Genomic DNA, 22,979 nt, shown 5'->3' with positions numbered 1-22,979 from the left:
GCGAGGAGTCACGAGCACTGTGACAACAGCTCCGCTACTCGGCCCCCACGGCGCACGCCGGTCTTCCGACGAGCCGTACGGGACCGAAGACGTGCCCACCGGGCCGCCGCCGCGTAGCTCCCGCATCGCTGCAGCCGCGATCGACGCACTGATCGTGCTGGTCCCTCTGTTCGTCGGCTGGTCGATCGTCGACGCTCTTCGTGACGACAACGGCGGCGGCCAGGCGGACCGAATCGTGTTCGGCACCATCGCGGTGGGCGTCGCCGTAGCCCTGTTCGTCTGGAATCGCGGCTACCGCGACGGCAACGAAGGCCAGAGCACCGGCCGCCGCTGGATGGGTCTGACACTGCGTGACAGCGCCACGCACGGTCCCATCGGTGTTCGCCGTGCCCTCCGGCGCCAGTTCGGGATCGACGCTTCGTCGTCCGAGATCGTTCGAGACAAGACCGCGGCAGCGGAGGGATTCGAGCCGATTCCCAAGGACGGTTCGGTCGCCGCGATTCGGCGCCGAAGATTGCTCGGCTTGGCCGTCCTGGTCGCAGCTCTCGTAGCCGGAATACTGGCCAGCATCGCCATCGGCGCGCGACCACTGACCTTCGCCGAAATCGCCCACGCCCTGCTGAATTCGACGGGCACCGACACCGACATCATCGTGCGCACGCTGCGAGTTCCCCGCACGGTGCTCGCGTTGGTCGTAGGAATTGCGCTCGGCATCGCAGGCGCTCTCATCCAGGGGCACACCCGCAATCCGTTGGCCGACGCCAGCCTGCTCGGCCTCAATTCCGGGGCGGCGTTCTTCGTCGTCATGGCCATCTACCTGTTCCGGTTCACCTCACCGAGTCAGTACCTGTGGTTCGCGTTCGCCGGTTCGGCGGTGGCGAGCATCGTGGTGTTCGGCCTGTCGTCGATCGGGTCCGGCAGATCGAGTCCGGTCAATCTCGCCCTGGCCGGAGCCGGCGTCGCATTCTTTCTCTCGGCCATGACCAACGCCGTCGTACTGCTCGATCAGACCAGCTTGGACGGCTACCGCTTCTGGGTGGTCGGATCCGTTGCAGGACGCGGTCTCGACGTACTGTGGCAGGTTCTGCCGTTCCTGGTGATCGGTGTCCTCATAGCGTTGGCGAGCACACCCGGCCTCAACGTCATGAGCCTCGGCGAGGACGTCGCACGATCGCTCGGGACCAACATCGCGGTCACCCGCACCGTCGGCATCCTCGCCATCACCCTGCTCACCGGCGCAGCGACCGCAGCATGCGGGCCCATTGCGTTCGTCGGCCTCGTCGTGCCGCACATCGCCCGCGCGGTGACCGGTCCCGACTACCGCTGGCTCGTGCCCTATGCCGGTCTCATGGGCGGCGTGATGCTCATGATCGCCGACGTCATCGGACGAGTCGTGGTGCGCCCGGGCGAGCTTCAGGTCGGCATCGTTCTGGCACTGATCGGAGCGCCGTTCTTCATCGCTCTCGTCCGACGCCGGAAGTTGGTCGGCCTGTGACCGCCGACCTGAAGTCCCCCACACCGACGCCCGGCCGGGGTGGCGTTCGCACCCGGCCGGCGTTCCGCTTCGGTCCGATCTCGATGGTCCGACGCCCACTGATGGTCCTGACGACCGTCCTCCTGGCTGCGGCACTGGTGCTGGTCATGTGCGTGAACATCGGCCGAGGCGACTTCCCGCTGTCGATCGCGCAGGTACTCGACGTACTGCTCGGCGGCGGTTCGAGGATCGAACGATTCATCGTGATGGACCTGCGATTGCCCCGATCACTGACCGGGCTCCTCGTCGGGGCCGCCCTCGGCATATCCGGCGCGATCACGCAGTCGATATCCCGCAACGCCCTCGCCAGCCCCGACATCCTGGGCATCACCGCCGGTTCCAGTGCCGCGGCAGTCGCACTGATCGTGCTCGGCGGTGGCGGCAGTTTCAGCGGGCTGCTCGCCACCCTCGGCCTTCCTCTCGCGGCACTGATCGGCGGGCTGCTCACCGCGATCGCGATCTATACCCTCGCCTGGCGCAAGGGCGTCGACGGGTTCCGCCTCATTCTGGTCGGAATCGCCGTCAACGCGATGCTCACCGCGGTGATCGGCTGGCTGCTGATCAGCGCCGACATCAACGATGTTTCCCGTGCCCAGGTCTGGCTCAACGGGTCGCTCAACGGAGCCGATTGGGGCGCGGTCTGGCCGGTGGCCATCGCAGTCGTCCTCGTCGGCGGCGGAACCGTCGTCGCGACGTTCACACTGGGTGCCCTGCGGCTCGGCGACGACAACGCACGATCGCTCGGTGTTCGCCTGCAACACAGTCAGGCCATGATGCTGCTCGCTGCAGTCGCACTCGCCGCGATCGCGACCGCCGCCGCGGGGCCCATCGGATTCGTCGCGCTCGCCGCTCCTCAGATCGCGCTGAGGGTGCTGCGAACGCCCGGCCCGCCGATCATCGCGTCGGCACTGCTCGGTGGATTGCTCGTCGTGGCAAGCGATCTGATCGCGCGCACGATTCTGCCGGTGGAGCTTCCGGTCGGCATCGTCACCTCGGCCCTCGGCGGACCGTTCCTGCTCTACCTACTCGTTCGCAGTAATCGAAAGGCCTCCGTATGACAACCAGCCACACCTCGCGTCTGATCGCGAACGATCTGAGCCTCGGTTACGGCGACCGCGTCATCGTCGAGCACCTCGATCTCGAGATCCACACCGGGGTCATCACCACGGTCATCGGACCCAACGGCTGTGGAAAGTCGACGCTGCTGCGTTCGCTCGGCCGTCTGCTCAAGCCCAAGGCCGGCAGCGTGATGCTCGACGGTCGGGCCATCTCTTCGATGAAGACCAAAGAAGTGGCACGCACCCTCGGGATGCTGCCTCAGGCACCGACCGCTCCCGAAGGACTGACCGTCGCAGATCTCGTGTCACGAGGTCGTCACCCGCACCAGTCGTGGATCAGGCAGTGGAGCTCCGACGACGAGGCCGAGGTGGCGAACGCACTCGAACTGACCGGGGTCGGTGACCTCGCCGACCGACCCGTCGACGAACTGTCCGGTGGCCAACGGCAACGCGCGTGGATCTCGATGGCGCTGGCCCAGGGCACCGACATCCTTCTGCTCGACGAGCCGACCACCTACCTCGATCTGGCGCACTCCATCGAGGTCCTGGATCTCGTCGACCGCCTGCACGACGAACTGGGCCGCACCATCGTCATGGTCCTGCACGATCTGAATCTGGCGATTCGCTACAGCGACCGGTTGATCGTGATGAAGCAGGGCCGGATCGTCACGTCCGGCAGGCCACAGGACGTCATCTCCGAGGAACTACTCCTCGACGTGTTCGGCCTCGAAGCCGCCGTGATCGACGATCCGATGTCCGATCGTCCCCTCATCGTTCCGATCGGCACCCGGCACGTGTACGGGTCGGTCGGTGGACCCGTACGGTCCGAGAGCCACACCACCGCAGGTGCTTCCACCGAGCGGTAGCGCGCAGTCTCACCGCTCGATCATCGTGCGCACCAGCTTGACACCCTGACCGATCGACACGTCCGGCAGATATGCCCGGCCGATCGCATTGCCGATGCTGGGCAGTGCGGCCGGATCCGCAAAGGTCATGTGCATCGGCTCGTAGCGAGGCTGGAACTTCGACTTGAACGCCAGTAGGGAACGGAATCCGTAGACGGGTTCGAGCGTGCGTCCGAGAACGTCCAGCAGCCGCTCGAGCAGCCCCGACAGCGTCGACTGCTCGACACTGGAGACGTGTTCGGGTTGCTTCTCGTCGACCTTGGCCAGGGGTGCGCCCGAGAGACTGAGGAATCGGGCCCCCTCCTGCTCGAGCAGCAGAGCGGCCGATGCGATGAGGAACTCCATCGTGGGCCGGAAGCCCTCGGATCTGCGTCTCATGAAGTCGAGCGTCCATCCGACGATGACGCCGTCCTCGTACACCGGCATCCACGAGGTCACGCCGTGCACGGTCCGGTGCTCGTCGACGGCGATCAGGCACCGCACGTTCTCGTCGTCGACCTCCTCGAGACCGCCGAGGGTGAAGCCCATCTCGGGCATGCCCTTGTCCGCGACCCATTCCTCCGAGATCGCAGTGATCTGGTCCGTGATCGCCAGCGGAGCAGAAGGAAAACGAATCCACTCGGCGACGACGCCGGCCTTCTTCGCTCTGTTCAGTGCAGTCCGCACGTCCTGGAATCGCTTGCCGGTGAACGCAATTCCGTCCAGGTCGAGAACCGTTTCCTCACCGACCTGGATTCCACCCCAACCGAGGGAGTCGGTGATGCGGCGGACCTCGGGAGTGACCGAGTAGAAGCACGGGATCCAGCCGTTCTCGGACGCGAACTCGGCGAAGTCGACGACGTTGTCCCGCAGGGACTCCCGCGGACCGACGGGATCGCCGGTGGTCAGTGCCACGCCGGAGATGACCCGGTAGGCGACGTAGCTGCGACCGTCCGGACCGAACCAGTACTTGTTGCCGCGCCAGGTCGTCATCCACGACAGAGCAGACCCACTGCTCGACATGAGCAATCCACGAGCGCGTTCGGTGGCGTCGGTCTCGGTGCCGTACACCGGGGTGAGGAACGTGCTGGCGGCGAGCACGCAGACCACCACCCAGAACACCACGCCGGTCCACTCGAAGAGCAGGGTCGTCGGCGTGCTCTGCGGTAACAGGGCGGGCTCGAGCCACTGCAGGTAGACCGGGGGAACCAGTCGTTGCGGGAAGTCCACCAGCAATCCGCCGAAGGACGGTGAATCGGCGAAGCCGTCGCGGGCCAGATATCCACCGATCGAGTAGATCAGGGCGAGTCCGACCGCCACTCCGACCACCGAGGCCGCCCATCGACGGTAGGTACCCGAAGGTGCCGAGACGTCGAAGAACTTGCGCGTGACGATCAGGACCAGCAACACGATCAGTGGCAGCAGGAACGGCACCGCAGTGCGGTACGCCGTCGGCGATTCCAATCCGTAGAACAGGGACTGGTCGTCACCGGACTCGAGGAACCGGATTGCGAAGTTGGCCACCGACAGTGCGAGCAGAATTCCCTGCGAGACCACCGCCATCGCCCACGCGAAACGCCTGCCTCGACGCAGGCCGTCACTGACCACGAGCAGGAACAGGGACGGCATGATGCTCAGGATCGTCGGTCCGACTCCGCCGAGTCTGAGATCGAGCAGACCACGACGGCATTCGACCGGATCGGTGGTCGCGTCGGCGCAGATTTCGCGCACCTCGGCCGCCGTGTACGGAACCCCCCGCACCACATCACGAAGTACAGCGAACGGCCCGACGGCATTGGGACTCAGGGCGGCCAGCACCGGGCCGAGGGCGCTCGCGGCGACGATCAGCGCAACCAGCACCCGGCCTTCGCGTTGGGTACCCGCCAATCGAGGGCCCCGTGCCGATCGGCCGACGATCCACGGGCCCACGATCAGACCGATCACCGCCGCAGCGAGCCGAACGACATCCTGCAGGTGTCCACCGAACAGTGCCAACGTCACCAGCAGGGCCAGTACACCGACGCGGATTCGCCTGCGCCACAACGTATCCATTCGCGAGGTCGCGACCAGGACCACACCGAAGATCCAGGTCGTCGGGCCCACAGCGGTTCCGACGTGCAACCGGAATCCCCAGTCCGCGTCGAAGGTCTTGGCCAGGACCGCGAGACCGAGGCCGAACAGCGAACCGGCCACCTGCGTCACGAACGCGGCGACGGCGAAGCGACGCGATCCGATACGCCGCTCGATCGGTGCGGCGGCGAGCAGCACCCCGACCGTGGCCACCACACAACCGGCGATGTCGGGTGCCGCCAGACCCGAGGTGAGCGGGGTCCACAGGTGCCAGTGCTCGAACGGCATGATGCCCACAGCGAAGTACTTGTCCATCTCGCCCCGGTTGTCCACGACCGCAGCAACGATCCCCATCACCCAGACCACGGCGAGCAAAGCGAAACTGACCGGTGCTCCCACGGCACCGAACACGATGAGCGCCCACACCCGCCGCAGCTGGCGCATCACGGCAGACGCAGCCGATCTCAGTGACTCGGCGCGCTGGGACATCCACGACGGTTCGGCGGGTGTGGGTGGTTCGGCGTCCGCCGCGGACGGTCGTTCCGGATCGGTCACGTTCACGAAATCAACCCTGTTCTCGTTGCCAGCCACGGCAGCTCGCGTCGGAGCCCCTCCGACCACACCGCGAAGCTGTGTCCGCCCGGAACCTCCACGTACTGCACATCCATTCCGGCAGCCTTCGCCGCGTTGTACATCTCTTGCTGACCGGGTTTGTAGTCGTTGTCGTCCGACCCCACGACGAAAATTCCGGCCGAATCGGGGTACTGACGCGATTTCAGCAGGTCGAGTGGGTTCACGGCAGCAAACGCTGCCGGATTTCCGCCGAAGGCCTCCCGGACGGTGCGATCCCTGTCTCCGAGACTGGGCTCGGTCTGACCCGACAGGTCGAGGAAGGTGGGATAGACGTCAGGATGGTTTGTCGCCATCTGGATGGAACACGTTCCGCCGTAGGACAGTCCACCGATCGCCCAGTGTCGTCGATCCGGATCGACCTGAAGAGAACTGTCGATCCAGTCGGGTACGTCGCGCGAGAGGTACGTGTCGACGTTGCCCAGCGGTGAGTCGACGCACAGCGGGTTGTCGATCGGCGAACCGGTGCCGTCGGCCACGACCACAACGGGCGCGAGGCCGGCGTGGTCGCGGGCGAAGTCGTCCATCGTCTCGGCGAGCTTGCCGCCGTTGAGCCAGTCCTCCGGGTCGCCCGGCTGCCCAGCGAGGAGTACGAGTACCGGCAGCAGCGGACGTGGATCGGAGAAATAGGCAGGGGGAAGGTATATCTGCGCGTCGCGGGCAGAGAAGTTCGACGCCGTGGCCGGGATGGCAGCCGAGGTGATCCGTCCTGCAGACGGCATTCCTGCCGGTGAGGTCCATACGGAATCGAGCGGCGTTCCGGTGACGGTCCGAGAAACCGCCGCAGGCACGTCGGAGAACTGAATGCGGCTCGCGGATTCGACCCCCAGTGCAGTACCCACGGTCGGATACGCCTCGAACTTCAGGTTGATGTTCAGCGCCGAGACTGCGACAACGAGCACGGCCGCGACGACCGACGCTAACGTACCCACAACTCCGTGCGCCGCGACCGAACGTGGGGTCACCGCGAACAGGGACGCGAGGCCGACCCCGATCCAGACGTAGATGGACGTCTCGATCGGATCCGGGAGTGGTCGCCACACCTTTTCGACGATCAGGTAACCGATCACGGTGACCACGACGGCCGCCGTTGCCGCAATCGGGAGCCCACGCGTCATGTACCGACGCGAGCGGGAGACGAGCAGCCACACACCGCCGAGTACTCCGGCGACGACAACGATGACAGGCAACGGTCCGTCGATCAAAGAAAGGGAATCGAACCAATCCACGTGAGAGCTCCGCTCGTCTGACGGATTCGGACCGAGATGCGGCACGAACTACCGTCAGAATATTCGTCCGCGACACCGCGTCGATGGTGACCCGCCGAAATCCGGCAGCGGCGACTATGACCGAACGCACACCGCCTCGGCGGTCGGTACTACCACGAGTAGTACGCATCCGCGTCGGAGTAGCCGTAGACTCGGACGAATGGCTGGTCTTGGTGAACTAGAGCGCGCAGTGATGGACCATCTGTGGGAGTCGTCGGATCCCCAGACCGTTCGACAGGTCCACGAGGCACTTGCGACGCATCGCGAACTCGCGTACACGACGGTGATGACGGTGCTGCAGCGACTCGCGAAGAAGAAGCTGGTCGTGCAGCAACGCGACGACAGAGCGCACCGCTACGCACCGTTGCACGGCCGCGACGAGCTGGTCGCGAGCCTCATGGTCGACGCACTGTCGCAGGCACCGGCATCGGGTGGACGCGCAGCGGCACTCGTGCACTTCGTCGGTCAGGTGGGGGCCGACGAAGCCGCCGCCCTCCGTGAGGCGCTGGCCGCGTTGGAAGTGGCACAATCGACATCGAAGTCCCCTTCGGCTGGAGATGGCCGTCCGACGGACTGACGCTCGCGGCAGTAAGTGAGGACATGAACTCGACGACTGCGCTGGTATTCGCAGTACTCGCGCTGATCCTGGCTGGGCCGGTTCCGGCAGTGCTCGCGCGCGCGAGCTGGCCGTACCGGTCACCACGCGCGGCGCTCGTGCTGTGGCAGGCGATCGCTCTCGCAGCGGTGCTCTCGGCTTTCAGCTCCGGTCTCGCGATCGGCGGTCTGCTGCTGGTCCCAGGACCGGATGGTCGCCCCACCACGGCACCCACCGACGAGATCGACGCGCTCGGTCTCCCCCTGTGGATCCTCTACGTCGTCGTCCTCGCCATCACGCTGGGTATCGGTGCCAAGCTCATGTTCTCGGTCGTTCGGGTAGCGGTCAGAACCCGTCGTCGACGATCCAGGCATCGCGTGCTCGTCGATCTTCTCGATCGAAGCGACTTGGGCGAGAACCCTTTTCGTGGTCTTCGCGATGCAGATATTCGCGTACTCGACGCGGCCGAACCGATCGCGTACTGCCTACCCGGTCTGCGTCAGCGGGTGGTTCTCAGCCGGGGAACGTTGGCCAGCCTTTCCGAGGCGGAGATCACCGCCATCCTCAGTCACGAGCGGTCACACCTGCGCGCCCGCCACGACCTGGTCCTCGAAGCGTTCACCGCCGTCAACGAAGCGTTCCCACGGATCGTCCGCAGCAAGTCGGCACTCGGCAGTGTGCAGCTGCTGGTCGAGCTGCTCGCAGACGACTCGGCAGTCAAGGTCACCGGGCCCACTCCGTTGGCCAGGGCACTCGTCACGTGCGCCGGGTCCACCGCACCGCGTGGCGCGATGGCGGCCGGAGGTCCGCACACCCTCATCCGTGTTCAGCGCTTGAGCGGCCCAGGCAGCGATGTGCGCATCGCCGCGGCCGCCTACGCGGCGGCCGTCGTGATCCTCGTTCTTCCGACGATCTACGTGGCCATGCCGTGGCTGGAGGAACTGAGCAAGCTCGTCGGGTGAGTCCGTACGCGATCGGGGTCGCACAGGTCACATCGACTCGACTCGAACAATTCGCGCTGCGTCCCGTACAGTAGAGACCGGTCGCCATCGCGACCTAGCAATCGAAATGGCACAAACAGCCCCACTTTATGCAGTTCTCATCTGCATTCTGATGGCCAGGTGACAGTGCCCTGGCTCGTATCAATGTGTTCTGGCTGTTTTTCGTGTTTCCCGGTTCTTCGGGTGCTCTCAGCTTCGGGCTTATTGGCGTGCCCGTAATCCGGAGAGGCTTTACTGCGTGACCCACGCTGTTTCCAACACACCCGTTTCCACCACTTCCGACACCACGGCAGTCCCGACGCCCGCAGCGGCACCGGCCTTCACCTTCGCCGATCTCGGACTGCCCGAGGCAGTCGTCGCCGCATTGGCGCGCAACTCGATCACCGTGCCCTCCCCCATTCAGGAGAAGGCACTTCCCGACGCTATCGCCGGTAAGAACGTCCTCGGTCGTGCGCAGACCGGCTCGGGCAAGACCCTTGCCTTCGGCCTGCCGATCCTGCAGCGCCTGTCGCTGCACACCGACCGCCCGGCTGCCAAGCGCCCGCGTTCGCTCGTGCTGGTCCCCACCCGCGAGCTCGCGTTCCAGGTCGTCGAATCCCTCGCTCCCTATGCCAATGCCCAGGGTCTGCGAGTCATGCCCGCCGTCGGCGGCACCCCGTTCAACAAGCAGGTCGAGCAGCTCCGCCGCGGAGTCGATGTCCTCGTCGCCACCCCGGGTCGCCTCGCCGATCACCTCCGTCAGGGCACCTGCATCCTGGACTCCATCGAGATCACCGCGCTCGACGAGGCCGATCAGATGGCCGACATGGGCTTCCTGCCCGAGGTACGTGCCGTCCTCGCCGACACTCCGGCAGACGGACAGCGCATGCTGTTCTCGGCCACCCTCGACCGTGAGGTTCAGTCGCTGGTACGCCAGTTCCTGCCCGATCACGTCGAGCACTCCACCCAGGACGGCAAGGCCAGCGTCCGGACCATGGATCACTACGTGCTCATGGTCGACCGGGGTCAGAAGGATCTGGTTCTCTCCGAGATCGGTGCCCGCGAAGGCGGCCGCACCATCATGTTCGCGCGTACCAAGCTGGGCTGCGACGGAATCACCGATCGCCTGCGCGCGCTCGGTATCGCCGCGGAGTCACTGCACGGCGGCAAGGCACAGAATCAGCGCACCCGCGTTCTCGAGCGCTTCAAGAACGGCCGCACCCCCGTCCTCGTCGCCACCGACGTTGCCGCTCGCGGCATCCACGTCGACGGCATCGACCTGGTCGTCCACGTCGATCCGCCCGCAGACCACAAGGATTACCTGCACCGCGCAGGACGCACGGCGCGTGCAGGCGAGAAGGGCACCGTCGTCGCGATCGTGCTCCCCAACCAGCGTCGTCAGGTTCTGCGTCTGACCGGGATGGCCGGTGTCAAGGCCACCGCCGTCAACGTCTCGCCCGGTTCGGCCGAGCTGAACAGCATCACCGGGGCGAAGAAGCCGACCGGTGAGCCCCTGCGCGCCGAGTCCGCTCCCCGCGACCGGAACAGCCGTCCCGGATACCAGGGATCGAATCCCCGTAGCGGCGGTGGATACCAGGGCTCCAACCCGCGCAGCAGCGGCGGATACCAGGGCTCCAACCCGCGCAGCAGCGGCGGATACCAGGGCTCCAACCCGCGCAGCAGCGAGGGCTACCAGGGTGACCGTCCCCGCACCGGATACCAGGGTTCGAGCCCGCGTAGCGAGGGCTACCAGGGCTCCAACCCCCGCAGCAGCGGCGGATACCAGGGCTCCAACCCGCGCAGCAGCGAGGGCTACCAGGGCGATCGCCCGCGTCGCTCCGACTCGAGCTCGTACCGTGGCTCCGACAACCGTCGTCCCGCGTCCGGCCCCCGCCAGGACGAGCACCGCTCCGGAGGCTTCCGCAGCCGCACGGAACGCCGTTCGTACGACGGTTTCGACGGTCCGGCTCGCAGCCACTGATCGGTTCGTCACCGTGAGGTCGTGATCCGACCTGAACTGCACCAACGGGTGCCGCATTCTTCGCGAATGCGGCACCCGTTGTCGTTGCCGGGGGGTTGGCGCGCGCGAAATCTCTCGGCAGGGAAAGCTGTCGGTATGACCTCAGCAGCAGAACCGACAGAACTGGCTCAGATCGGAGTCACCGGACTCGCCGTCATGGGCTCCAATATCGCCCGCAACTTCGCCCATCACGGCCACACCGTCGCATTGCACAACCGCAGCGTCGCCAAGACCGATGCCCTGATCGCCGATCACGGCACCGAGGGCACCTTCATTCGCACCGAAACCATCCAGGAGTTCGTCGCCGCTCTCGCAAAGCCGCGCCGAGTGCTCATCATGGTCAAGGCAGGCGACCCCACCGATGCGGTGATCGAGGAGCTTGCAGGCGCGATGGAGGAGGGCGACATCATCATCGACGGTGGTAACGCCCTGTACACCGACACCATCCGTCGCGAGGCGGCCATGAAGGAGCGCGGATTGCTCTTCGTCGGTGCCGGTATCTCCGGCGGCGAAGAAGGCGCTCTCAACGGACCGTCGATCATGCCCGGTGGTCCGGCAGAGTCCTACAAAGCTCTCGGGCCGCTGCTGGAATCCATCGCAGCACAGGTCGACGGCACGCCGTGCTGCACCCACATCGGACCCGACGGCTCCGGCCACTTCGTCAAGATGGTCCACAACGGCATCGAATACGCCGATATGCAGCTCATCGGTGAGGCGTACAACCTGTTCCGCGATGCCCTCGGCTACACGCCGGCTCAGGTAGCGGACGTGTTCACCGAGTGGAACAACGGTGATCTGGAGAGCTACCTCGTCGAGATCACCGCCGAGGTTCTTCGCCAGGTCGATGCGAAGACCGGTCAGCCTCTCGTCGACGTGATCGTCGACGCCGCGGAGCAGAAGGGCACCGGTCGCTGGACCGTCAAGGCGGCCCTCGACCTAGGCGTTCCCGTCACCGGTATCGCCGAGGCGGTGTTCGCTCGAGCTCTGTCGGGGTCACGCGCTCAGCGCAAGGCAGCCGTCGGGCTCGCCTCTGGAGCACTCGCCGACAAGCCCACCGACGCCGAGCAGTTCACGCACGACATCAGTCGGGCTCTGTATGCGTCGAAGATCGTCGCCTACGCACAGGGCTTCGACCAGATCGCCGCGGGCAGTACCGAATACGACTGGAATCTGCATCCCGGTGACCTCGCCACGATCTGGCGCGGTGGCTGCATCATTCGCGCTCGGTTCCTCGATCGCATCAAGGACGCGTACGACGACAACGCCGAACTGCCGAGCTTGATCCTGGCCCCGTACTTCCGTGATGCCATCGAGAACGCCATCGACAGCTGGCGTCGGGTCGTCATCACCGCGGCCTCGTTGGGCATTCCGGTCCCCGCGTTCGCGTCCTCGCTCTCCTACTACGACGCGTTGCGGGCAGAGCGTCTACCTGCCGCTCTGACCCAGGGACAACGGGACTTCTTCGGGGCGCACACCTACGAGCGAACCGACTCGGAAGGAAAGTTCCACACTCTGTGGAGCGGCGATCGTTCCGAGATCGAAGCCTGACCGACGATCGTGCGCCGGTGGCGCTGCGTGCATCACGCAGCGCCACCGGTGAGACGTACCGGCAACCCGGTCAGACGGGCACCGGCCCGAGGACCGGCTGGACCACCGTCGACGGGATGCCCTCCCACGGGAGTGCACCTTCCAGGTCCTTCCACACCGCCTGTACGGCACTGAAGCAACCTGTGCCGTACACGTCGGATGCCGTGTACAGAATGTCCGCACAGTCCGGAACATCGATGGTGAATATCTCGAATCCCGCGGCAGAGCAACCGATTCCGGCTTCGAGTTCCAGCATCCCCGAGGCCACCGACGCGCCGAGTGCGTTGAGTATCCGAGAGGATTCGGTCGGCCCACGCCCCGTCAGGACTATTTCCGGACTCCCGAAATCGGTGAGGCCGACGGTGTAACAGAACGCCGGGTGGATTCCGTCACGGTCGACCTCGGATTCGACGTATTGCAATGCCCACCCGAATTGCTCCATGGTGCGCCTGACGTCTCCGATGTACTCGTCGACGCCGAAGCCCTGACACATCTTGCACATAGCTCCCCCACACTCTGCGTGCGATCGCCCCCTCGGCAACCACTGTGTCGAACGCCGATCGAACATGCGTTCTACCCCGAGTATTGCGCGGGGCACCGACAAGAAGATTCCGACGCCTGGTCGACGCAGCGGTAGGGTCACATCCATGCCGGGTCAATCCGTTCGATCGTTCGCAGAACTGGGACTGCCCGTGGTTCTCGTGCACTCGCTGAGGAAAGCGGGTGTCTCCGAGCCGTTTCCGATCCAGTCCGCCGCCCTGCCCGATGCGCTTGCGGGCCGCGATGTGCTCGGCCGTGCTCCGACCGGATCGGGGAAGACTCTCGCATTCGGGCTACCACTGCTCGTGCGGCTCGCCGGCCGTCGCAGTGAGCCCGGTGCACCGCGTGGACTCGTCCTGGCTCCCACTCGCGAACTTGCGCTCCAGATCCAGGAAGTGCTCGACGTCCACGGTGCGACATTCGGCCTGCGCAGCGTCGGTGTGGTCGGCGGCGTTCCGCTCGAGCGCAACGTTCGAGAGATCCAGCGCGGAATCGACATCGTGGTTGCCACCCCTGGTCGCCTCAACGACCTGCTCGCGCGACGCTCGATCACGTTGAATCGCGTGGAGGTGACCGTGATCGACGAGGCGGATCGCATGGTGGACATGGGATTTCTGCCTCAGATCGAGTCGCTTCTCGCCGCGACACCGGCCGTCGGCCAGCGGCTGCTGTTCTCGGCGACCCTGGACGAGGACGTCGACCGCCTGGTCGCGAAGTTCCTGAACGATCCGGCCGAACATTCCACGGCGGAGTCCGTGAGCGAGCCCGACATTGCTCACTACGTGTTCAGGGTCGATGCTGCCCGCAAGACCGAAGTGGCTGCCGCACTTGCCAACAGAGACGGTCGCACGTTGCTGTTCGTCCGCACCACTCACGCGGTCGACCGACTCACCGACGACTGTCGCCGGCTGGGCGTATCGGTATCGTCGTTGCACGGCAACAAGACTCAGGCACACCGCACACGTTCGCTTGCCGCTTTCGGCGACGGCGTATCGACTGCGCTGATCGCGACCGACGTCGCGGCACGCGGGGTTCACGTCGACGACGTCACCCTCGTGGTCCACGTCGACCCACCGTTGGATTCCAAGGACTACGTGCATCGCGCAGGCCGCACTGCACGCGCCGGAGCCAGCGGAACCGTCGTGACGTTGGCCACCGCCGAACAGCTGGATCACGTGTGTGCGATGGCAGGCGACGCCGGCGTCTCGGCAACGGTGGTCGACACCGAGACCGATCCCACCTCGTGGCGTCGTCTGACCGGGGCGCGTACACCCATCGGCAGACCGCTGCCGGCCGAGGCTGCGGAATCACCCGCACCTCGTGGTTCACGACGCGGTGCCGCACCCGTCCGACACGAGCGAAGCGGGCGGGCCGGAGGCAAGCGGGGCGGCAGCAGAGGACGACGCGGGTGACGGCCTCCTGGTTGTCGATCGCGCTCGCCCTGGTTTCGGCATTCCTGTTCGCCTGTGCGTCGGTGGCACAGCAGAGCGCCGCAGCATCGGTTCCCGAGGGAACGTCACTGCTCTCGGCCCTGATCCGAAGCCCGAGATGGTGGGTGGGCGTACTCGGCGACGGGGGCGGCTACGCGGTTCAGATCGCTGCGTTGTGGGTCGGTTCTGTCCTGGTCGTACAGCCCTTGCTGGTCACCGCCTTGCTGTTCGCCCTCCCGATGTCGGCGAAATTGGCGGGCCGGGTACTCCCCGCCTCGACGTGGGCGCTCGCATTTCTCCTGGCTGCGGCCCTCACGGTGTTCATCGTGGTCGGCGATCCCAGCGAAGGTGATACCGACGCCCCTCTGTCCGACTGGATCGTGCCGCTGATCATCGCCGCGGTCGTGATCGGTGGCGCTGCGGTGGGTGGTCTCCTGCTCAGAACTCCCGGCGCGCGGGCTCTGTTGCTCGGAGCCGCGGGAGGCTTGCTGTTCGGGTTGGCCGCGGCTCTGACGAAGTTCGTCACCGATCTGGTGGAGAGCGACCTGCTCGGTGCACTGGCCGCCTGGCAGACCTACGCCCTGGTGGGATCAGGTGCTCTCGGGTTCTATCTGCAGCAGCGCGCATTTCAGGTCGGCCCCCTGTCCGCGTCGCTACCGGCCGTCACGATCGGCGAGCCTCTCGGCGCGGCGTTCATCGGCATCGCGGTTCTGGACGAGCGAATCAGAACCGACGGGGCTTCCCTCGCCATCATCGCCGTGGCGGTGTTCGTCATGGTCGTCACGACGATTCGACTGTCGCGGACTCAGGCGTCGACCCGCATCGAAACGGAGACGATGGACGGGGCGTCGGCCCCACCGATTGCGACCGACCGGTAGTCTCGATCAACGTGCAGTTCCTCGATGGTCACCGACCGCCCTACGATCTCACCTACGACGATGTCTTCCTCGTCCCCAACCGAACCGACGTCACGTCGCGGTTCGATGTCGACCTGAGTACGGTCGACGGTTCGGGAACCACCATTCCGATCGTCGTGTCGAACATGACCGCGGTGTCCGGACGGCGCATGGCCGAAACCGTCGCACGCCGCGGAGCGATCGCAGTGATCCCACAGGATCTCCCCACCGAGGCCGTCGCCGAGACCGTCGCATTCGTCAAGAGTCGTGACCTGATCGCGGACACACCTGTCGTCCTCGGCCCCAACGAGTCCGTGTCCGACGCCCTGGCCCTGATGCACAAGCGTGCACACGGGTCGGTCGTGATCGTCGAACACGGCAAGCCGATCGGAGTGGTGTCCGAGAGCGCCTGCGCCGACGTCGACCGATTCGCGCGGCTCAGTTCCGTGGCGTCGGCCGATTTCGTGCGCGCCCCTCGCCATGCGTCGCCCAAGGAAGTCTTCGAGCTGATGGAGGCGGCACACGCCCACCTTGCCGTCGTCGTCGAGAACGATGGCTCCCTCGCAGGTGTCGTGACCAGGACCGGCGCCGTTCGGACCGGCATCTACGCGCCTGCAGTCGACGCGTCGGGACGCCTCCGTATCGCTGCCGCGGTCGGCATCAACGGCAACGTGGCCGAGAAGGCGACCGCACTGGTCGAGGCCGGAGCCGATGTGCTCGTGATGGACACCGCTCACGGGCATCAGCAGAAGATGCTCGAAGCCCTCGCTGCCGTGCGCTCCCTCGATCTCGGCGTTCCGCTTGCGGCAGGCAACGTGGTGTCCGCCCAGGGCACGCGTGATCTGGTGCAGGCGGGGGCGGACATCGTCAAGGTCGGCGTCGGGCCAGGAGCGATGTGCACGACACGCATGATGACCGGCGTCGGACGCCCCCAGTTCTCGGCTGTTGCCGATTGCTCCGCTGCGGCGGCCGAACTCGGGGCGTCGGTGTGGGCCGACGGCGGTGTGCGCCATCCTCGTGACGTTGCACTCGCACTGGCTGCCGGTGCCGCGAACGTCATGATCGGCTCGTGGTTCGCCGGCACCTACGAGTCGCCCGGCGACCTGCGAGTGGACGCATCGGGCAATCGGTACAAGGAGAGCTTCGGCATGGCGTCCAAGCGGGCCGTTGCCGCCCGTACCGCCACCGACGGAGCATTCGACCGGGCTCGCAAGGCCTTGTTCGAGGAGGGCATCTCCAGTTCGCGGATGCGCCTCGATCCCGATCGGCCGGGTGTCGAGGATCTGATCGATCACATCTGTGCCGGAGTTCGCAGTACCTGTACGTATGCCGGAGCCCGATCGCTTCCGGAGTTGGCCGAACGAGCGGTTCTGGGAGTCCAGTCCGCCGCCGGATTCGCCGAGGGACGGCCCCTGCCCTCCGGGTGGTGACCGTCGGGCACGGTTAGACTCACCAACAGCACACACAGTTGTTCGCGCTCGCCACGCGTCGGAAATTCGAGCATTCGATTCCCGACGCGTGGCCGAACGGTCGGTTCCGCACGGAGTGGGACCACAGCGCGAACCGGACAGAAGGGAATCAGGTGCCCGAGGCACCCACTATCTCGGTTGCCGTCGCGGCAACTGCGGAACAACACGACGACGGTTCCACTTCGGAGGGATCCTCTATCGAGCCGGGAGAGAAACCCGGCGACACAGATTTCGGCAGCCACGTGCACTCCGGCGGCGCGATGCTCCTTTCCCAGCTTCGACGGTCCCGGCTCAGGCGGAGTTGACGCGTGGCACTTCTTCTCACCATCGTCAGCCTGCTCGGTTTCGTCGCCTTGACGGCAGGCACCGCGCTGTTCGTCGCGGCCGAGTTCTCCCTCACTGCTCTCGAACGCAGTGCAGTCGAGTCACAGGCAGCGAACGGCGACCTGCGCTCCCGCCAAGTTCTGCACGCCCACAAGACACTGTCCTTTCAGCTGTCCGGCGCCCAACTCGGCATCACCATCACGACACTGATCACCGGCTACCTCGCCGAACCGGTACTGGCCGGCTTCATTCGACCCGTGGCCGACGCGTTGGGCGCATCCGAGACCCTCTCCGCAGGCATCTCGCTCGCGGTGGCTCTGATCCTGGCCACCTCGTTCTCCATGATCTTCGGTGAGCTGGTTCCCAAGAACATCGCCATCGCGAAACCGATGTCGACCGCTCGTGTCACCGCCGGTGCGATGGCCGGGTTCTCGCTGGTCTTCAAATGGGCCATCAACGGGCTCAACGGGTCGGCGAACTGGCTGGTACGCCGGCTCGGGATCGAGCCGGCCGAGGAACTGAGATCCGCGCGGTCGCCGCAGGAACTGGGTTCACTGGTCCGCACGTCGGCACGGCAGGGATCGATCGACGAGAACACTGCCCGACTGGTGGATCGGTCGTTGCAGTTCGGTGATCGCACGGCCGAGGAACTGATGACGCCACGAGTGAAGATCGAAACGCTCGCCACCGACGCGACCGTGGCCGATCTGATCGAAACGGCTGCGCGGACCGGCTTCTCGCGGTTTCCGGTGGTCGACGGCGATCTGGACGACACCATCGGGGTCGTTCACATCAAGCATGCGTTCACCGTCGCCGGATCGCACCGTCGCTCGACGACGGTCGAGTCCCTGGCACGCGACGTACCGGTCGTACCGTCCAGCCTCGACGGCGATGCTGTGATGGAACGGGTGCGCGCCGACGGCATGCAGGTCGCGCTCGTCGTCGACGAATACGGCGGTACCGCGGGCATGGTCACGATGGAGGACCTGATCGAGGAGATCGTCGGTGACGTGCGCGACGAACACGACGAGCCGGAGCTCGACGTCTCCAGGTCGGGCGACGGATGGGATTGCGCAGGCCTGCTGCGTATCGACGAGGTCGCGTCGGCCACGGGGTACTCCGCGCCGGAGGGCGAGTACGAAACCATCGGCGGTCTGGTACTGACCGAGTTGGGTCGCATTCCGACCGAGGGGGACGCAGTTCTGCTGCCTTCCCCGGCCAACGAGGATCCGCTCGAGCGAGACGGCGGTTGGGTGGCACGAGTGATCCGTATGGACGGCCGCCGCATCGACCGGGTGGTGCTCCTGCCCGTCGACGCGGCAGCGGTGGCTCGGATGAGATCGGACGGTGAGATCGATGGGTGATTTCCTCGGAGTCGGTCTCGCCGTTCTGTTGCTCGCAGGCAACGCATTCTTCGTCGGTGCCGAGTTCGCACTGATCTCGGCCCGGCGGGATCGCCTCGAAGCTCTGCTCGCGCAAGGCAAGAAGCGCGCGCAGAGTGTCATCGAGGCCGGTCAGAACCTGTCGCAGATGCTCGCTGCTGCCCAGCTCGGTATCACGATCTGTTCGATCCTTCTCGGTCGTGTGGCGGAGCCCGCGGTGGCACACCTGATCGAGGTTCCGCTCGAGGCAGTCGGCATTCCCGAGTCCTTCCTGCACCCGATCGCCTTCGCCATCGCGTTGACGCTTGTGGTCGTGCTGCACATTCTCATCGGCGAGATGGTGCCCAAGAACATCGCCATCGCGGGCCCGGAGAGCACTGCGATGGTTCTGGTGCCCATCCATCTGCTGTTCATCAAGGTGGCGCTGCCGCTGATCTCGTTCTACAACATGTGCGCCAACCTGACCCTTCGACTGCTCCGGATCGAACCCAAGGACGAGCTGAGTTCCTCGGTGTCGGCGGTCGAGTTGTCGCAGATGATCGGCGAATCACGATCGGAAGGATTGATCGACGCCGAGGAGCATCGACGATTGCGGCAGGCGCTCGAGACATCCGGCCGGACGGTGGGTGAAGTTCTGATTCCCTCGCACCAGGTTCGCAGTATCGAGTTGTCCGGGCCCGACCACACTCTCGGACCCACGCTCGGCTCCGTCGAACGTGCTGTCATCGAAACGGGATTCTCTCGCTATCCGGTTCGCGACGCCTCGGGGGCACTGGTGGGCTACCTGCACCTGAAAGACGTCCTCGACGACATGGCCGACGAGTCGGCAGGACCGGACACGGTCATTCCCCGCAGCGATGTGCGGGCGCTTCCGGTGGTCTCCATCGACACGGTGCTCGACGACGCATTGACCAAGTTGCGTCGGGCCAGCAGCCATCTCGGTGCCGTGCACGACGCAACCGGTGCCACGGTCGGCATCGTCGCCCTCGAGGACCTGGTCGAGGAGTTCGTCGGTACGGTTCGAGACGGCACCCACCGAGTGGCCGGCCCTCGTCCTGGTCAATCGTCGTCCAGCGTCGAGTCCACGCCCGCTCCCCCACGGAACGTGTGAATGTCGGACTCGACGTTGCTGCGCGAGGAGCAGTGGATCACTCGTCGCGCTGCGCATGCAGCGCGGGTGGAGAACCTGGTCGGTGACTATCTGACCGACCGGGGTCACGGCGGCGTTCATCCGGTGCTCGACTTCCTGTTCACCTATTACAGTCATCGCCCGGGTCAGCTGCGCCGGTGGAATCCAGGCCACGGCGTTGTGCTCACCGGTGATAGTGCGCACGATTTCGCGGCGTTCGCGTCCTACGAGCAGGTGGACACCGACGACGGCCCGGGTTTTCGGGTGCGGTCGGATCTGGTGGAGCGACGACGATCGAGTATCGAATTCACCCTCGGCCTGCTCGCCGCCACCCGGGAAAAGCCCCCGGTGCTCGGCTGTTTCGGACTGCACGAGTGGGCGATGGTCTATCGCGGGGGTACCTCGGCACAGCGTCACGAGCAGGTGCCGTTGCGTCTCGGACACGACGGAACCGATGCCGTGGTCGATTCGATGACGTTGCGCTGCACCCACTACGACGCCTTCCGGTTCTTCACCCCCGATGCTGCGCCGCGCAACGCTCTTGCGCTGTCTCCGGATTCGCGGCTGACATCCGAGCAACCCGGTTGTATCCATGCCTCGATGGATCTGTACAAGTGGTGCTACAAGCTGGGGCCACTGATCGATTCCGAGTTTCTCACCGACTGCTTCGAGCTGGCTCTGCACGCGCGAACGATCGACATGCGCGCGAGTCCGTACGACCTGAGCGACTACGATCTCGAACCCATTCGGATCGAGACCGCGGCCGGTCGCGCGGAATACGTGCGTGCGCAGGGAGAATTGTCGAGCGAAGCGGCACCTCTGCGTTCGGCGTTGATCGCTCGATGCCAGAATTTACTGATCGGCGGCGAGTTCGGCGTCGGACCTACCGCCGAGTAACATCGACAGCGTTGTCGTGGGGACACCGGTCAGCCGGTGTCCGTGACCGGAAAGAGTGAGGAATTCATGACCGATCGTGTGCAGGCTGGTGGACTTCAGGTCGCCAAGGTCCTATTCGATTTCGTCGAGAAGGAGGCGCTGCCGGGTACGAACGTAGATTCGGATGCCTTCTGGGCCGGTGCTGCGTCGGTGATCGCCGATCTCGCTCCCAAGAACAAGTCGTTGCTGGCTGTCCGCGACGAGATCCAGGGCAAGGTCGACGCCTGGCACGGCGAGCACGCAGGCCCGAATTACGACCGAGCCGCGTACAAGGCATTCCTGAAGGAGATCGGCTACCTGCTCAACGAGCCGGCCGACTTCCAGATCAGCACCTCCGGTGTCGACACCGAGATCACGACCACTGCAGGACCGCAGCTCGTGGTGCCGGTGCTCAATGCCCGGTTCGCGATCAACGCGTCCAACGCACGGTGGGGCTCGCTGTACGACGCCCTCTACGGAACCGATGCCATTCCCGAGACTGACGGAGCCGAGAAGGGCACCAGCTACAACCGGGTCCGCGGCGACAAGGTCATCGCCTTCGCGCGGGACTTCCTGGACGAGGCGCTGCCCCTGAGCTCCGGCTCGCACGTCGGCACCACCGGATACGTCGTCGACGCGGCATCGCTGACGGTGACTCTGTCCGACGGCAGCACGGTCGGGCTGAAGGATCCGTCACAGCTGCTCGGATACCAGGGCACCCCGGATGCGCCGTCGGCAATCCTGTTCGTGCACAACGGCTTGCACTTCGAGATCCAGATCGACCCCGAGAGCCCGATCGGCAAGACCGACGGCGCAGGCGTCAAGGACGTCCTGCTCGAGTCGGCTGTCACCACCATCATGGACTTCGAGGATTCCGTCGCTGCAGTCGATGCGGACGACAAGGTCCTCGGCTACCGCAACTGGCTCGGTCTGATGAAGGGCGATCTGACCGAGGAAGTCTCCAAGGGTGGCAAGAGCTTCACTCGTGCCATGAACAAGGACCGCACCTACACCTCGGTCGACGGTTCCGAACTGACACTGCACGGTCGCTCGCTGCTGTTCGTCCGCAACGTCGGTCATCTGATGACGTCGGATGCGATCCTCGATGCCGACGGCAACGAGGTGCCCGAGGGAATTCTCGACGCACTGTTCACCTCGCTGGCCGGTATGCACTCGCTGACCTCGGACAACGTGCTGTCCAACTCACGCACCGGTTCGCTGTACATCGTCAAGCCCAAGATGCACGGACCGGACGAGGTCGCGTTCACCGCGGAGCTGTTCGGCCGTGTCGAGCAGGTTCTCTCGCTGCCGACCAACACGCTCAAGGTCGGCATCATGGACGAGGAACGCCGCACGACGGTCAACCTCAAGGCGTGCATCCAGGCCGCCTCCGAGCGGGTCGTGTTCATCAACACCGGCTTCCTCGACCGCACCGGCGACGAGATCCACACCTCGATGGAGGCAGGTCCCGTCGTTCGCAAGGGCGCGATGAAGGGCGAGAAGTGGATCGCCGCCTACGAGGATTTCAACGTCGACACCGGCCTGGCTGCAGGCCTCGAAGGCAAGGCCCAGATCGGCAAGGGCATGTGGGCCATGCCCGATCTGATGCACGACATGCTCGAGCAGAAGATCGGCCACCCCAAGGCCGGGGCCAACACGGCGTGGGTTCCCTCGCCCACCGCGGCGACCTTGCACGCCCTGCACTATCACAAGGTCGATGTGTTCGCCCGTCAGCACGAGATCGCACAGGCCAAGCGCGCCACTGTCGACGACATTCTCGAAATCCCTCTCGCGCCGTCCACGGACTGGACCGACGAGGAGAAGCAGAACGAACTCGACAACAACTCGCAGTCGATCCTGGGCTACGTGGTGCGATGGATCGACCACGGCGTCGGGTGCTCGAAGGTTCCCGACATCAACGACATCGCACTCATGGAAGACCGTGCGACGCTGCGCATTTCGAGTCAGTTCATCGCGAACTGGCTGCGCCACGGCATCGTCACCGAAGACCAGGTGCGCGAGTCGCTGAAGCGGATGGCCCCGGTGGTGGACCGTCAGAACGAATCCGATCCGACGTACAAGCCGTTGGCTCCCGAGTTCGACACCAACATCGCCTTCCAGGCTGCCAGTGACCTGATCTTCCAGGGCACGAGCCAGCCCAACGGCTACACCGAGCCGATCCTGCATCGTCGCCGACGGGAGTACAAGGCCGTCAACGCCTGACGGACTTGTCGATCACGTGGGTGAACATCGGAACACAGGGCGCGG

At 65.5% G+C, this 22,979-nt stretch carries 17 protein-coding genes; 14 read left to right on the top strand and 3 right to left on the bottom strand.

The features are described from left to right. Window positions 1–19: 19 nt before the first annotated feature. From CH295_RS21700 to CH295_RS21690, 3 genes are all read left to right on the top strand, one after another. Entirely contained in the window at window positions 20–1,495 is a 1,476-nt protein-coding gene (locus CH295_RS21700; protein ID WP_094741915.1) for a FecCD family ABC transporter permease, read from the top strand. A gap of 83 nt (window positions 1,496–1,578) precedes the next feature. Next, window positions 1,579–2,592 carry a FecCD family ABC transporter permease gene (locus tag CH295_RS21695; RefSeq protein ID WP_230596235.1) on the top strand — a complete coding sequence of 338 codons (1,014 nt, stop codon included), beginning with the start codon at window positions 1,579–1,581 and terminating at the stop codon, window positions 2,590–2,592. Continuing rightward, window positions 2,589–3,458, top strand: a complete 870-nt coding sequence (locus CH295_RS21690) for an ABC transporter ATP-binding protein (protein ID WP_037189260.1) — start codon at window positions 2,589–2,591, stop codon at window positions 3,456–3,458. The genes CH295_RS21695 and CH295_RS21690 overlap by 4 nt, the downstream gene beginning before the upstream one ends. Before the next feature lie 9 nt (window positions 3,459–3,467). Here CH295_RS21690 and CH295_RS21685 read toward each other — a convergent pair whose 3' ends face one another. Continuing rightward, window positions 3,468–6,035 carry a bifunctional lysylphosphatidylglycerol flippase/synthetase MprF gene (locus tag CH295_RS21685; RefSeq protein ID WP_502694538.1) on the bottom strand — a complete coding sequence of 856 codons (2,568 nt, stop codon included), beginning with the start codon at window positions 6,033–6,035 and terminating at the stop codon, window positions 3,468–3,470. A gap of 68 nt (window positions 6,036–6,103) precedes the next feature. Further along, complete coding sequence (locus CH295_RS21680) at window positions 6,104–7,405, bottom strand: alpha/beta hydrolase (protein ID WP_094742169.1); 1,302 nt, start codon at window positions 7,403–7,405, stop codon at window positions 6,104–6,106. A 199-nt stretch (window positions 7,406–7,604) separates the two neighbouring features. On the opposite strand from CH295_RS21680, the gene CH295_RS21675 reads away from it, so the two are divergent. The 4 genes from CH295_RS21675 (at window position 7,605) to gnd (ending at window position 12,587) form a co-directional block, all read left to right on the top strand. Next, entirely contained in the window at window positions 7,605–8,021 is a 417-nt protein-coding gene (locus CH295_RS21675; protein ID WP_032398122.1) for a BlaI/MecI/CopY family transcriptional regulator, read from the top strand. A 23-nt stretch (window positions 8,022–8,044) separates the two neighbouring features. Next, window positions 8,045–9,001, top strand: a complete 957-nt coding sequence (locus CH295_RS21670; RefSeq protein WP_037189259.1) for a M56 family metallopeptidase — start codon at window positions 8,045–8,047, stop codon at window positions 8,999–9,001. Window positions 9,002–9,278: 277 nt separating this feature from the next. Beyond that, window positions 9,279–11,000 carry a DEAD/DEAH box helicase gene (locus CH295_RS21665; protein ID WP_037189258.1) on the top strand — a complete coding sequence of 574 codons (1,722 nt, stop codon included), beginning with the start codon at window positions 9,279–9,281 and terminating at the stop codon, window positions 10,998–11,000. 135 nt (window positions 11,001–11,135) lie between these two features. Continuing rightward, entirely contained in the window at window positions 11,136–12,587 is a 1,452-nt protein-coding gene (gene gnd / locus CH295_RS21660) for an NADP-dependent phosphogluconate dehydrogenase (protein ID WP_094741913.1), read from the top strand. 70 nt (window positions 12,588–12,657) lie between these two features. Here gnd and CH295_RS21655 read toward each other — a convergent pair whose 3' ends face one another. Further along, window positions 12,658–13,128 carry a DUF4262 domain-containing protein gene (locus CH295_RS21655; RefSeq protein ID WP_094634438.1) on the bottom strand — a complete coding sequence of 157 codons (471 nt, stop codon included), beginning with the start codon at window positions 13,126–13,128 and terminating at the stop codon, window positions 12,658–12,660. 145 nt (window positions 13,129–13,273) lie between these two features. On the opposite strand from CH295_RS21655, the gene CH295_RS21650 reads away from it, so the two are divergent. The 7 genes from CH295_RS21650 (at window position 13,274) to CH295_RS21620 (ending at window position 22,934) form a co-directional block, all read left to right on the top strand. Next, window positions 13,274–14,578: a DEAD/DEAH box helicase gene (locus CH295_RS21650; RefSeq protein WP_252342137.1), complete on the top strand. Its 1,305-nt coding sequence runs from the start codon at window positions 13,274–13,276 to the stop codon at window positions 14,576–14,578. Further along, window positions 14,575–15,474: a DMT family transporter gene (locus tag CH295_RS21645; protein WP_094741912.1), complete on the top strand. Its 900-nt coding sequence runs from the start codon at window positions 14,575–14,577 to the stop codon at window positions 15,472–15,474. Before CH295_RS21650 ends, CH295_RS21645 begins: the two co-directional genes overlap by 4 nt. 11 nt (window positions 15,475–15,485) lie before the next feature. After that, window positions 15,486–16,922 carry a GuaB1 family IMP dehydrogenase-related protein gene (locus CH295_RS21640; protein WP_037189253.1) on the top strand — a complete coding sequence of 479 codons (1,437 nt, stop codon included), beginning with the start codon at window positions 15,486–15,488 and terminating at the stop codon, window positions 16,920–16,922. A 347-nt stretch (window positions 16,923–17,269) separates the two neighbouring features. Beyond that, window positions 17,270–18,649 carry a hemolysin family protein gene (locus CH295_RS21635; protein ID WP_094741911.1) on the top strand — a complete coding sequence of 460 codons (1,380 nt, stop codon included), beginning with the start codon at window positions 17,270–17,272 and terminating at the stop codon, window positions 18,647–18,649. Continuing rightward, a complete protein-coding gene (locus CH295_RS21630) occupies window positions 18,642–19,778 on the top strand; it encodes a hemolysin family protein (RefSeq protein ID WP_037189251.1) in 1,137 nt (378 codons plus the stop codon). Before CH295_RS21635 ends, CH295_RS21630 begins: the two co-directional genes overlap by 8 nt. Continuing rightward, window positions 19,779–20,693, top strand: a complete 915-nt coding sequence (locus tag CH295_RS21625; RefSeq protein ID WP_037189250.1) for a hypothetical protein — start codon at window positions 19,779–19,781, stop codon at window positions 20,691–20,693. Window positions 20,694–20,759: 66 nt separating this feature from the next. Next, window positions 20,760–22,934, top strand: coding sequence for a malate synthase G (locus CH295_RS21620; protein WP_094742167.1), 2,175 nt, complete (start codon window positions 20,760–20,762; stop codon window positions 22,932–22,934). Window positions 22,935–22,979 lie beyond the last annotated feature (45 nt).

Source organism: Rhodococcus sp. 14-2483-1-2, assembly GCF_002259405.1.
In the GTDB taxonomy this organism is placed as follows: Bacteria; Actinomycetota; Actinomycetes; order Mycobacteriales; family Mycobacteriaceae; genus Rhodococcoides.
This window is presented reverse-complemented; position numbering and strand designations above follow the sequence as displayed.